The 13,639-nt window shown below is 41.3% G+C and carries 12 protein-coding genes; 9 read left to right on the forward strand and 3 right to left on the reverse strand.

What is annotated here, in order from left to right; translation table 11 throughout:
- The first annotated feature begins 254 nt into the window (after positions 1-254).
- Complete coding sequence (locus DCO56_RS02585) at positions 255-1,313, forward strand: tetratricopeptide repeat protein (protein ID WP_146190963.1); 1,059 nt, start codon at positions 255-257, stop codon at positions 1,311-1,313.
- A 21-nt stretch (positions 1,314-1,334) separates the two neighbouring features.
- On the opposite strand, the gene holA is transcribed toward DCO56_RS02585, so the two are convergent.
- A complete protein-coding gene (holA, locus tag DCO56_RS02590) occupies positions 1,335-2,342 on the reverse strand; it encodes a DNA polymerase III subunit delta (RefSeq protein WP_108632184.1) in 1,008 nt (335 codons plus the stop codon).
- 190 nt (positions 2,343-2,532) lie between these two features.
- Between holA and DCO56_RS02595 the strand changes: the two genes are divergently transcribed.
- The 8 genes from DCO56_RS02595 (at position 2,533) to DCO56_RS02630 (ending at position 12,667) form a co-directional block, all read left to right on the forward strand.
- On the forward strand, positions 2,533-2,994 hold the full coding sequence (locus tag DCO56_RS02595; RefSeq protein WP_108632185.1) for a type I restriction enzyme HsdR N-terminal domain-containing protein: 462 nt from the start codon (positions 2,533-2,535) through the stop codon (positions 2,992-2,994).
- Positions 2,995-3,164: 170 nt separating this feature from the next.
- A complete protein-coding gene (gene clpP, locus DCO56_RS02600) occupies positions 3,165-3,866 on the forward strand; it encodes an ATP-dependent Clp endopeptidase proteolytic subunit ClpP (protein ID WP_104382492.1) in 702 nt (233 codons plus the stop codon).
- Between the two features lie 2 nt (positions 3,867-3,868).
- Positions 3,869-5,119 carry an ATP-dependent Clp protease ATP-binding subunit ClpX gene (clpX, locus tag DCO56_RS02605; protein ID WP_108632186.1) on the forward strand — a complete coding sequence of 417 codons (1,251 nt, stop codon included), beginning with the start codon at positions 3,869-3,871 and terminating at the stop codon, positions 5,117-5,119.
- 224 nt (positions 5,120-5,343) lie between these two features.
- On the forward strand, positions 5,344-6,168 hold the full coding sequence (locus DCO56_RS02610; protein ID WP_108632187.1) for an AMP nucleosidase: 825 nt from the start codon (positions 5,344-5,346) through the stop codon (positions 6,166-6,168).
- Between the two features lie 405 nt (positions 6,169-6,573).
- Positions 6,574-7,737 carry an efflux RND transporter periplasmic adaptor subunit gene (locus DCO56_RS02615; RefSeq protein ID WP_241254976.1) on the forward strand — a complete coding sequence of 388 codons (1,164 nt, stop codon included), beginning with the start codon at positions 6,574-6,576 and terminating at the stop codon, positions 7,735-7,737.
- 73 nt (positions 7,738-7,810) lie between these two features.
- On the forward strand, positions 7,811-10,966 hold the full coding sequence (locus tag DCO56_RS02620) for an efflux RND transporter permease subunit (RefSeq protein WP_108632189.1): 3,156 nt from the start codon (positions 7,811-7,813) through the stop codon (positions 10,964-10,966).
- Positions 10,963-12,429 carry an efflux transporter outer membrane subunit gene (locus tag DCO56_RS02625; RefSeq protein WP_108632190.1) on the forward strand — a complete coding sequence of 489 codons (1,467 nt, stop codon included), beginning with the start codon at positions 10,963-10,965 and terminating at the stop codon, positions 12,427-12,429. Before DCO56_RS02620 ends, DCO56_RS02625 begins: the two co-directional genes overlap by 4 nt.
- A 25-nt stretch (positions 12,430-12,454) precedes the next feature.
- Positions 12,455-12,667 (forward strand): DUF6965 family protein, encoded by a 213-nt coding sequence (locus DCO56_RS02630; RefSeq protein WP_108632191.1) that lies wholly within the window; start codon positions 12,455-12,457, stop codon positions 12,665-12,667.
- A gap of 23 nt (positions 12,668-12,690) precedes the next feature.
- Here DCO56_RS02630 and DCO56_RS02635 read toward each other — a convergent pair whose 3' ends face one another.
- The gene (locus DCO56_RS02635; RefSeq protein WP_108632192.1) at positions 12,691-13,059 is read right to left on the reverse strand and encodes a response regulator; all 369 of its coding nucleotides are present in this window, start codon (positions 13,057-13,059) and stop codon (positions 12,691-12,693) included.
- A 257-nt stretch (positions 13,060-13,316) separates the two neighbouring features.
- On the reverse strand, positions 13,317-13,517 hold the full coding sequence (locus DCO56_RS02640) for a YwbE family protein (RefSeq protein WP_108632193.1): 201 nt from the start codon (positions 13,515-13,517) through the stop codon (positions 13,317-13,319).
- Positions 13,518-13,639: the final 122 nt, after the last annotated feature.

A 13,639-nucleotide genomic window follows, 5' to 3' on the forward strand; every position in this document is an offset into this window, starting at 1 on the left:
AACTATTTGTTATGCAATGCATTACTAAATCACAACCTAAACCGGCGATTCATAAATAACAAGGCTTCACTACGTGTAGCTATTTGACTACAAATATACATGTAGTTATTTGACTACAAAATATTTTTTGTCTTTTTTTTCAGATTAATGTAAATTCGAGTAATTTCTATCCCCAAGTGTTTTCTAAGCATACTGCGGATTGAAATGCCAATTACATACAGCAATACCAGTATTCACCATAAAACAGCATTTGATTGAAAATTTATCTTTTTACACTATTCATGAGCCTATCGCTGCTTTCAGCAGCACAGCCCCGGCATATAAGGCTAATAGGCGCTGTTTCAGCGGACAATTTCGCTGCGTATTTTAATACAGACACGGTACAGTTGAGCCAGCTAAATACAAGCAAAACACCTGCAGGAGTTTTTGTTGCTTACAGAAAAGCTGATACACTTAATTTCAAGCATGAATTTTATCAGAGCTTTGAAGCTGAAAATTACATCAGGGTTGGATTGGCATTTTACGCGAGAAAAGGAAATGACTACCAGCTGTCCTTCAAGAATGACAATGCGTTCTTTTGTGCTTCGTGCAATAATATGAGTTATTATAACGTAAATGCCAGCCGCGATACCGTAAGCATCTCGATTTCGTGGGGGCCGAATGCGCATGGTCGAAATGAGGGTTATTGTTTTGTCTATAGACCGGCGACAAAACGCTGGCAATTGGCTGAACGAGATAATTCCGGATCGGATGACGAAGGTACAAGCAGCAGCGAATATATGACCTATTCTAAAAACGTCAAGGTTTATCTAGACGACTACGATGCTGAGTCCTTATCTTATGATTCCACAGTGGTAAGCAATCAGCGGATCGCTCTGAGCTACAAGCCCGGAGACTATGCTACTCTCCTTCGCTCGTTGAAGGAAATACCTAAAAATAGCCTATTTCTGCTACCTAAAGTTTTTAACGAGCATACAGCAAAATATTTTATGGAAAATGGTCTGAGCGAAGACCAGCCTGACAATACAAATCCAATTCATGGTAAAAATGTCCTTTCGGCCAATGAGATTGGTTATTTTCTGGAGCAGGCGAATCAGCTGGATGCGGCGCAAGTTTTTTTAGATAAAGTAATTGAGCGTTTTCCTGAGCGTGAGGTTGCCTATTTAAACCGTGGCGATGTGTTTTTCAAAAGAGGGCAATCTTCTTTCAAGCAAGCTGTCAACGATTACCGCACCTACGTTGCACTCATGAATAAACGCGGTCTGCAGGCAAAAATTCCACAACGGGTCGTCAAATTTCTGAGCACACATTAATCTTGAAGAACTTGCCAGCTCCTAATTTAAGATCCTATAAACCATTTCTTTGAGAATCTCCTCACTATTGAAATTGCTGGGCACATTGACGCCCTTTGATTTAAGGTCAGTCTCTTTGAGGACATTCAATACATCAAAAGTTTTCCGGCGGTTGTAATTTCGGGCAGCCAGTTCATACTCTTTCAGGAAAAACGGATGCACCCCCAATTCTTTCGCGGCAATGGATTTATCAATGAGATAATGGTATTTTAGTATTTTGGTGAAATAAGTAGCCACCTGTCCGACCACCATCACCAGCGGGTTATTCTTTGGGTTTGCCACAAAATAATCCACAATCTGATAAGCTTTCAAGGCGTTGCGTTTTGCTAGTGCGGTATTGAGCTCAAATACGTTGAAGTCTTTTGAAATACCGATATTACGTTCCACATCATCTACGCTGATCTCCTGACTTTTCGGAACATTCAGCATCAGTTTATCCAATTCATTGGATACCTTGGCCAGATCATTGCCGAGATAATCCGCGATTAAAGCCGCTGCCTGCGGATGTATTCGCCAGCCGGCATCTTTAAGATATCCGCCGATCCAAGGCGCAACTTTATCATCGTATAATTTAGCCGCATCGATCACCAATCCAGCCTTCTCAAACACCTTGTATATTTTCTTTCGCTTATCGAATTTGCCATGCTTATAGCAAAATACCAAGATAGTTGTTGGTGTCAGATGTTCCAGATATTTCGTCAACAGCTCCTCCGTATCCGATTTCCATTTGAGTTCCTGGGCTTCCTTTACAATAATCACCTGATAATCGCTCATCATAGGATATCGTTTGGCGGCATTGACCACTGTGGAAATATCGATATCCTTGCCGTAAAAAACAGATTGATCAAAGCCTTTTTGCGCCTCATTCAGCACTGTCGATTCCAGTGCATCTGCGATGGTATCAATAAAATAACTTTCCTCCCCCTGTAGCAGATAGACCGGCTTAAAAGATCTGTTCTTGATATCGGATAAGATCGGATTTATGTTCATGTAAGCGAAATTACGATTTTACCGTCAAATCTACATCAGTAAACCGATCAGAATTCATCCCGACGTTTGATCTATTTCGGTAAAAGAGATCTAACCAATTGATTAAAAGAAGCAATTATAAAGACGAAAAAAACCGCTTGGGGAATCTTATGATTTCCCTTTTTTTGCTAAAATTTTAGTATATTTGTGTATGTTTTCACCGACACCGCTCAATTTGCCACCATTCAAAGCTAAAATATCCAAAAAGAATAATGCGGTTTATATTTTTGACGAGCTGCGAAAAAAAGAGTTGGTATTGACGCCGGAGGAATGGGTCAGACAACATTGGATAAATTATTTGGCATTGATCAAAAATTATCCAAAGTCACTGATGAATATTGAAGGCGGGTTAAAACTAAACAGTCTTCAGCGACGGAGTGATTTATTGATTTATAACAGTAAAGGACATAAGGTGGTTTTGGCCGAATTCAAAGCACCACATATCAAGATCACACAAAAAGTATTCGAACAGATCGCCAATTATAATTCGGTGCATCGTATCCCATACTTACTGGTGAGCAATGGCATAAATCATTATTATTGCAAAGTTGACTTTGACAACGAGTCTTATCAATTTATAGAAGAGCTTCCAGATTATGCTGAAATCGGCTAAGGACTTCTAAGTGAAATGGATAAAGCATAAGCCCTATTAATAAAACGCCTTTCTTTGCTGAAAGAGACCGTATCAAAAAAATGTAAAGTAGATGTAAAACATCTTTTCACTTTATTTGATTTTTAAAATATAGTTTTATATTAGTCCTACAGAATAGAAAAAATAAAAAGATGAATATAGATAAAAACGAATTCAGAAAATATGCAGTAAAGCATCACCGCATTGGAAGTCAACATGTTGACAGTTTTATTGCCCGTACAGAGACTAGCATTCCGACAAATCTGACGCCATACATCGTTGAGGAGCGTCAATTGAACGTTGCACAGATGGATGTGTTTTCACGTTTAATGATGGATCGTATTATATTTTTAGGAAGCGGTATAGATGACCAGGTCGCAAATATTATTCAGGCACAATTGTTGTTTTTACAGTCCACTGATGCACAGCGTGACATCCAGATCTACATCAATTCACCGGGTGGAAGTGTTTACGCAGGTTTGGGTATCTACGATACCATGCAGTACATCACACCGGACGTAGCGACAATCTGTACTGGTATTGCAGCATCTATGGGCGCTGTCCTACTTGTAGCCGGAGCAAAAGGAAAACGTGCTGCTTTACGTCACTCACGTGTAATGATTCACCAACCATCTGGCGGCGCGCAGGGAGTTGCCGCAGATATGGAGATCAATTTACGTGAAATGTTAAAATTAAAGGAAGAATTATATACCATTATTTCAGAACACTCCGGACAAACCTATGAGTGGGTGGAAAAATCTTCTGATCGTGACTACTGGATGAGAGCCAACGAGGCCAAAGAATTTGGTATGATTGATGAGATTTTACTTCCTAAGAAGGAGATTATTAAATAACGATGGCGAAGAATAACGATAGAGACATTCATTGTTCGTTTTGTGGAATAAGCAAAAATGAAGCTCAGATGCTCATTGCTGGAAATGGAGCACACATCTGTGACAGATGTATCCAACAGGCAGGAGAGATTCTGGCAGAAGAATTAAAACAACGAAAAAGCAAGACATTACAGACCGCTTTAAAATTAATACGTCCCCAAGAGATCAAAACTCACCTGGATCAGTATGTGATCGGTCAAGATGACGCAAAGAAAGTAATTTCAGTAGCTGTTTATAATCACTATAAACGTCTGAACCAAAAAGTGGATAAAGATGAAATTGAAATTGAAAAATCCAATTTGATTATCGTTGGTGAGACGGGTACAGGTAAAACATTATTGGCAAAGACCGTTGCCAAAATATTGAACGTACCTTTCTGTATCGTTGATGCCACTGTACTAACTGAAGCGGGATACGTAGGAGAAGACGTGGAAAGTATTTTGACGCGCTTGCTTCAGGCCGCCGATTATGATGTTGCATCAGCAGAACGTGGTATCATCTATATCGATGAAATTGATAAAATCGCACGTAAGAGCGATAACCCCTCCATCACAAGAGATGTCTCAGGTGAAGGGGTACAACAGGCATTGTTAAAGATTTTAGAAGGTACGGTTGTCAATGTTCCACCGCAAGGCGGACGTAAACATCCAGACCAAAAGATGATCGCTGTCAATACCAGCAACATTCTATTTATCTGTGGTGGTGCATTCGACGGAATCCAAAAGAAAATTGCAAACCGTCTGCGTACACAAACTGTAGGTTATAAGATGAATGAAGATGAAGAGGAAATCGACTTGAACAATCTTTACAAGTATATTACACCTCAAGACCTCAAAAACTTTGGATTGATCCCTGAGTTGATCGGGCGTCTTCCAGTGTTGACTTACTTAAATCCATTGGATAAGGAAACCTTGTTGAGTATTTTAACAGATCCAAAAAATGCTTTGGTCAAACAATACAAAAAGTTATTTGAGTACGAAGGTGTTGAACTGAAATTTGATCCCGAAGTATATACTTTTATTGTAGATAAAGCGGATGAATTTAAACTTGGGGCCCGGGGGCTGCGAAGTATCTGCGAAGCGATCATGCTGGATGCCATGTTTGAAATGCCATCAACGAAAGAACAAACGGGACAGAAAAGTTTGGAAATCAGCTTGGACTATGCAAAGAAGAAATTCGAAAAATCCGATCTGAAAAAGCTTAAAGTCGCTTAAAAAGAATCCCGTTCGCTGAACGGGATTTTTTTTTAACTAGTTAACCTCGTCACTGAATTTAATAACGCCCCTATCCTTAGTGAAATCCGTGAATAAAAAGCGCTTAAAACAAGCCAAAGCATCATAATAAAAAGAATTAAAAATCTTATATTACAATAATAACATAGCCATAACGGAATGTTGATAGACAGATAAGAGATTCGTGAAATTAAAATTTAATGACTATGACAAAGAAAAGTACAAAAAATACAGTAAATAGCCCAATAACGCCAGGTTTAAAAACCAAAGAGGAAATCGTAAACAACTGGCTTCCGCGTTATACCGGAAGACCGTTGGAAGAGTTTGGAGAATATATCCTATTGACAAATTTTTCAAAATATATCCACCTGTTTTCGGAAATGCATGACAATGCTCCGATCTATGGCGAGGACAAACCCATGCAATCCGTCACTGCTGGAGGTATTACCATTATCAATTTTGGAATGGGTAGTCCGATGGCAGCAACAGTTATGGATCTTTTATCTGCAATCAGCCCTAAGGCAGTCCTATTTCTGGGCAAAACCGGTGGGATTAAGAAAAAGATTCCGATAGGCGAGCTGATATTACCAATCGCTGCTATCCGTGGTGAAGGAACATCGAATGATTACTTTCCGCCTGAGGTACCTTCATTACCCGCGTTTGCCATGCAAAAAGCGATATCCACGACAATCCGTGATCATCAACGCGATTATTGGACAGGAACCGTATACACCACCAATAGACGCGTCTGGGAGCATGACAAAGCGTTCAAAAAATACCTGAAGTCTATCCGTGTCATGTGCGTCGATATGGAAACAGCAACCATATTCAGTGTCGGTTTTGCCAACAAAATTCCAACAGGCGCTTTACTGTTGGTTTCTGACCAGCCGATGGTTCCGGAAGGAGTCAAAACATCTGTCAGCGACGTCACGGTCACAGCTAAGTATGTCGAGGCACATATCAGTATAGGTATTGACGCCCTGAAACAGCTTATTAATAACGGACTGACTGTGAAACACCTTAAATTTTAAGCGTTTCATTATAAAGAAAAAGGACTGCAAATAGATTCTCCCAAAGGATAAGGAGTTCGGTCTCCAAAAACATCCTGAAAATCGGAAAAGACTAAACATTGACGATTAAAATAATGAGCTCGATATCGGGCTCATTCCTCGATCCCCTGCTGTCAAAGTCGAATGATCAGTAGCAAGATCAATTTACCGCTCGCAATATAATAATTATGCCGCCGACCAATACGCGCTGAAAAACAGCAACTTAAAACGAATAAATACCCTACTTGATTATTAACTGATCTGTTATTAACTATAAATTGAAACGTTAACAAATGTTAATTTGCACAATAATTAAACTATTTGGCGTTATAACTTGTAATAGTAATATTACAAATAGCACATATATCATAAATTTAATCAAGCATTGTGAAGAAAAAAACATTATCTATTTTCAGCGTCTCCTTATTGATTTGTTCAGTCTTAACCACCCAGGTAAGTTGTTCTTCAAGTTCTTCCAAAGAAAATAATACCAAAGAAAAGCCTGTAGCCCTACCAGTTTATACTGTTGTCAAGTCAGATGCTACCACAATCAAGGATTATTTAGGTACCATTGAAGGAAAAGTGAATGTTGAAGTGAGACCCCAGGTTGAAGGCTTACTACAGGAAATCTATGTTGACGAAGGTTCTTTTGTGCAAAAAGGACAAAAGCTATTCAAAGTAGACCCTTCTACTTATCAAGAAAACCTAAACAATATGGTAGCAACGGAGCAGGTTGCACGGGCTAAACTTAAAAATGCGCAACTCGAAGTGGACCGTTTGAAACCATTGGTTCAAAATGATGTCATTTCAGATGTAAAGCTGGCCTCCGCCAAATCTGACTATCAGGTCGCTAAGGCCACCCTGGATCAGGCCATTGCTGCTGTACGTTCGGCACAGATCAGCAAAGACTTTACCATTATCACCGCACCTGTAAGCGGTTATATCGGACGTATTCCAAAACGTATCGGTAATTTGGTTTCCAAAGGTGACAAGGAACCCCTCACCTACCTTTCCGATATCCAGGAAGTCTATGTTTATTTCTCCATGAATGAATCCGACTTCCTATACTTTTCAAAGGCACAGGCAAAAAAAGACAGCATTGAAGGTAAGAAATACAACCAAAACCAAAAACTGGTATTTCCCCAGGTTACACTCGTTCTCGCTGATGGCGAAGAATACCCTATCAAAGGAGTTGTTGACGCTGTCAATGGACAGATCAACAGAACCACAGGTGCAATCTCTTTACGTGCGACTTTTCAAAACCGGGATAATATCCTACGTTCGGGAAGCAGCGGTACATTAAAAATTGCCGAAGTAAAAAAAGATGTACTCCAGATCCCGCAGATTGCGATTAATGAATTGCAGGATAAAACCTTTGTTTACATATTGGATCAAAATAATAAAGCGCAACGCCGCAATATCCAGCTTTCCGGTAAAAGTAAGGGCAATTACATTGTGTACTCCGGTCTCAAGGAAAACGACCGTGTCATTACCAGCGGATTTGACAAACTAACAGATGGCTCAACTGTAGCCCCTATTCCACAAAAATAATTAGCGCACGTTTTTACGTATTTACGGCAATCCTTTTTCAGGTCTGCCTGAGGTATGTCTAAAATTTTTATATATGTTAAAAACCTTTATAAATAGACCTGTCTTAGCGACAGTCATTTCTATTATTTTAGTCATATTGGGCTTGGTGGGATTAAAATTGCTTCCTGTCTCCCGATTTCCCGAAATCGCACCACCGAGTGTCCTTGTATCACTGAGTTATCCCGGTGCCAATGCGGAGACCGTGGCAAAAAGTGTACTGCTTCCCATCGAAGAGGCCATTAATGGTGTCGAAGATATGACCTATATTAAATCGTCTGCCTCAAATTCAGGTTCGGGAAGCGTTTCTGTCTATTTTAAGACCGGCACAAATCCGGACATTGCCTCGGTCAATGTGCAGACCCGTATCTCAAAGGCCATCAGTTCTATTCCTGCTGAAGTAAACGAGGCCGGAATTACCGTTATGCCACGTCAGACGGGAGTCATCATGACCATCAACCTTTATTCAGATCATCAGGATAAAGCCTATGACGAGACCTTTCTGCAGGCCTACGCGCAGATCAACCTGATGCGGCCCCTATTACGTGTAGACGGTGTCGCACAGGTATCCCGGCTCGGTGCAAGGGATTATGCCATGCGACTCTGGCTGAATCCTGAAAAACTGGCCCTTTATAATCTGGTTCCTCAGGACATTATGAATGCCATCAAAGATCAAAACTTTGAGATTGCCCCAGGGAAATTTGGGGAGACTTCCGACGAGGCATTTGAAACCGTCATTCGGCATAAAGGACGTTTTACAACACCCGAAGAATTTCAAAGCATCGTCATCAAGACAAACAACGACGGGTCGGTCCTCTATCTCAAGGACGTAGCGCGGGTAGAATTTGGTGCCACCAATCTCAGTAGCGACAATAAGGTAAACGGTCACCCCGGACTAACGCTCAATCTGACCCAAACCAGTGGCTCCAATGCCCACGATATCGACATAGCCGTTCGAAAAGTGCTCGAAGAACAAGCCAAGACATTCCCAAAAGGATTACATTATGAGGTGACTTATTCCGTGCGTGACCAGATTGATGAATCCATCAATCAGGTTGAACATACCCTCTTTGAAGCCTTTATTCTGGTTTTTATCATTGTTTTTATATTCTTACAAGATTTTAGATCCACCTTAATTCCGGCAATTGCCATACCTGTCTCTTTGATCGGTACCTTCTTTTTCCTGCAGCTCTTTGGTTTCTCGCTCAATGTATTGACGATGTTTGCCTTGGTGCTGGCTATCGGTATTGTCGTGGATGATGCAATCGTTGTTGTGGAAGCTATCCATGAGAAGATGCACAGTACGGGATTAAAACCCAAAGCTGCAACATTGTCGACCATGTCAGAAATTACGGGTGCAATCCTCTCGATTACTATGGTCATGGCGGCGGTATTTTTGCCGGTCGGTTTTATGGAAGGGCCTGCGGGTATCTTTTACCGGCAATTTGCGTACACGCTGGCAACAGCGATCTTGATTTCGGCACTGAATGCCCTGACATTGAGTCCTGCTTTATGCGCGCTATTACTTAAGGCACCAAAGCATCAAAAAGAAGACGAGCAAAAATCAAGAATCAACCAGTTCAAAGATCGTTTCTTTAAGGCATTCAATACGTCTTTTGATCGCCTGACGGCCCGATACGTAACCATTGTACAGTTGTTGATCAATCATAAAAAAATAGCCTGGATAGGCCTAATATTGATTACTGCGATCGGTGTCATTTTGATGATCAGAACGCCGAAGAGTTTTATCCCAACCGAAGATGACGGTTTTATCACCTATAACATCGCACTGCCTCCAGGGGCTTCATTAAGCCGCACGACAGAAGTACTCCGTCGTGCTGATAGTCTACTGAAAAAGAGAAAAGATATCGAAGGCATGACGACAGTATCTGGCTTCAATGCACTGGACGGTAGTTCAAGTCCTGCCTTTGCTGCAGGTTACATTACCCTTAAACCGCATGCCAAACGCAAGCACATTAAAAATATCAATGCTTTTATGGACACCATAAGAAACGACCTGGCACAGATAAATGAGGCTACATTTACAGTATTCCCGAGACCAACAGTACAAGGATTTGGTGATTTTGCGGGTATTGAAATGGTTCTTCAGGACCGTATGGGTGGAGACGTCAGGGATTTTAACACTATTGCCGATACTTTTATCAGCCAGCTGAATACCCGTCCTGAAATCCGTAGTGCCTACACCAGTTTTAAATCCAATTTCCCACAATACGAGGTAAACATTGATGCCGTAAAAGCGAAATCACTCGGTGTTGAAATCAAAGATCTGATGTCTACGATCCGTTCCTACTTTGCGCGTGTACAGGCCAGTGACTTCAATCGCTTTGGCCGGCAATACCGTGTATACGTGCAGTCCGATTTTGATTTCCGGAAAGATCCGGAGTCTTTCAATTCAATTTTCGTACGGAACAACAAGGGCGAGATGGTACCCATCAATACCATTTTGACATTAGAAAAAACCGTCGGTCCTGAAACCATTACCCGTTACAATCTATACAACGCCATTGCGGTCAATATCACACCGGCCGAGGGCTACAGTACCGACGATGCCATGCAGGCCATCCAAAAGCTGGCGGACGAAAAGTTACCCGGAAATTATGGCTTTGAATGGACGGGAATGAGTTACGAAGAGAGCCAATCGGGATCTCAGACCATTCTGATCTTTGTTTTGAGTATCTTATTTGTTTACTTTTTGCTTTCGGCACAGTATGAAAGTTATATCCTACCCTGGGCGGTTTTGCTGTCCATACCTGTTGGCCTGATCGGTGTTTTTTCAGTGATCAATCTTGTCGGCTTACAGAATAACATCTATGTACAGGTTGGTTTGATCATGCTGATCGGTCTGCTGGCTAAAAACGCAATCCTCATTGTTGAATTTGCCGTTCAGGAACGCAAAAATGGGAAAAGTATCGTGGAAGCAGCGATCAGTGGGTCAAAACTGCGGTTGAGACCGATCCTGATGACCAGTCTCGCGTTTGTGGCGGGTCTGGTTCCCCTGATGTGGACGGTTGGCCCATCGGCCATAGGTAATCACTCCATTAGCTTCAGCGCTGCGGGAGGGATGTTATTAGGTGTTGCCTTCGGCATCTTTATTATTCCGGTACTGTTTGTTGTTTTCAAAGGTCTGGATGAAAAATTACAGGATAAACTCGCTAAAGAAGAAGAAGAATGAAGAACATAAAAAAATACATTTCAGCGCTATGTCTAGCTACGGGGCTACTGATTTCGATGAATGCCTGTAAAATCGGTAAAGATTATGTTCAGCCCAAATTAAAACTACCAAGTACCTTCCGTGGCGATACATTGGATTTTTTTGGAGATACCTCAAGTATGGGGCTGATCCATTGGAAAACCTTCTTTCATGATCCCACGCTCAAGATGCTGATCGATTCAGCACTTGCCAACAATTTTGAAATGAAAACAGCACTGCTGAATCTGCAGATCTCCAACAGAGTTCTGGCACAGAATAAATCAAATTATTTACCAAGTGTAAGTGCCACCCTAGCCAATGGAAGCCGTACCTGGCGATCGAAAGATTTTGGAAGCGGCCCCCTCACAAAGTATTATGACCGCAAAGGTGAAAAAGCGCCCGAAAATATGTTTGTCTATCAATCCCAGTTTGGTTCTGACATCAGTTTCAGCTGGGAAATAGATATCTGGAAAAAGATCAGCAGCAAACAAGAGCAGCTTTTAGCCGAGTATCTGGATACACAAGAAGCCAAAAATGCGATTCAGACCAATATCATTACCTCTGTCGCCAAAGGCTATTTCAACCTGCTGATGTTAGATGCCAAGATTGAAGTAGCCAAACGTAATGTTCAGCTGAATGACAGCACATTGCGCATGATCAAGCTTCAATACACCGCCGGAGAGATCACTGCACTGGCCATTCAGCAAACAGAATCTCAGCGTCTGCTAGCAGCCTCACTGGTACCAGAATTGGAAAAGCAGATTGTTATTCAGGAGAATGCCCTTCAGACATTAACGGGAAAACTCCCCGACAGCATCAAGCGCGGGACTTCATACGAACATCTCTTTGCCGAAAGCAAAGAGATATCCTTAGGTTCACCCGTCGAAATTATACGAAATCGGCCAGATATCCGCTCCTCTGAGTTTCAACTGATGGCCGCCAATGCGAACGCCAATATTCAGCAGGCCATGCGCTACCCTTCGTTCAATATAGGCGGTGTGCTCGGTGTAAATGCGATGCTTCCCCGAAACTGGTTCAATATTCCCGGAGCCCTATTAGGTGGCATCACCGGCAATCTGACCACACCTATATTCAAGAATAAAACATTAAAAACACAACATGAAGTTGCGAAACTGGAACGGGATAAAGCCGAAATCCAGCTTCAACAGAAAGTGGTTGAAGCCGTTGCCGAAGTCTCCAATGCTGTAGTAACAGTAGACAAACAGCGGGAACAGCTTGAACTGGCAAGAAAAAGAGTGGACAATGCACATCTTGCGGTAAAAAATGCAAACTTGCTCTTCAAAAGCGGATATGCAACGTACCTGGAAGTCATCACCGCCCAAAGCAATGCCTTGGATAGTGACTTAGATCTCGTCGAATTGCGCCAGCAACATCTGGATGGATTCTTAGATCTCTACCGATCTTTAGGAGGTGGTTGGAGATAATGATTTAAAACTCTATTTTTGTCTTATGACACCAGAGGAATTACAAGAATATTTTCAGTCACGGGACTTGCCCAAATCACTGGAGATACAACAAGATATGCAAGTATTTGATGTGGAGCGATTTATCAGCACAAGTTTTATCCATGTTGGATTATGGAAAAAAGACCTGAACAAATGCCCTTCATGGGTCAGGCTCTTAAAGTTTAAAGAAGCATTGGAAAATAGCGAAAAAGCCTAACAAATGTTAGGCTTTTTATTTTTTTAGCTAAGTTGCTTCAACAATACGGACATCTCCTCCTTCGAAAAGATCTGCTCCGCTCCTCCCGCCAGCATTTCAAGGCGTTCACGCTCATCACTACTCGAGGTCAGACCAAAAATACGAATGGCGGGAAACTTATCCCTGACTATCTTCGCGGTTTCAATGCCATTTAAGATCGGCATGTGCAGATCCAATATACATACCTCAGGGAGTGCGTTGTTATGTTCAGTCAAATAGTCGATCAGATCTCTACCATTAGCAGCGCAATAAATTATTTCCAATGAATGGGATTGGGCCATTGCCTTCATCATGACATGATGGATCATCGCATCATCTGCGTAGACAATCTTACATTTGCTTTTGGTATCCATTCGAAAAAGATCTCATTCAACTAATTAATATAATAAAATTCTATAAATATGTGATAAAAATAAAAAATTTGATAAGAAGTTAGCAAAAATTATGTTAATATGCAAATCTTATTAAAAAAAATGCACAACAGCTCTTCCGTTAAATTCAGTTAGTTCGAATAATAAGAACATCATTAGGTAGTAAAATATTGCTTAGACAATAAGTCTAACTCATTTGGATCAGTCGAAGGATTTAATTTAACGACAACATGATATCATTAAAAATCCGCTATAATTTCAGCCACTCGCCCCACCTGGCCATCCGTCAGTCTTACTTTTATCCCTCTTGAATGATAAGATGAGGATGTCAGTAAATCCTTTACAATGCCTTCTGTGAGATTACCGCTACGTTGGTCCTTTTTCAAAATAATATTGACCAACATTCCTGGTTTTACGTCCGCTCTATTTCTTCCGTCCATGGTCAAATGTAAGAAATAAAAAAGGAGTTTTCCAAAAGAAAACTCCCCTATTTTTTGTTGAATTATGTATTTTTTTTCCTCCCCCTATATACGCCGGGGTCCTTGCTGTGATCACCATGACC

The sequence above is a fragment of the Sphingobacterium athyrii genome, assembly GCF_003071065.1.
Taxonomy (GTDB): domain Bacteria; phylum Bacteroidota; class Bacteroidia; order Sphingobacteriales; family Sphingobacteriaceae; genus Sphingobacterium; species Sphingobacterium athyrii.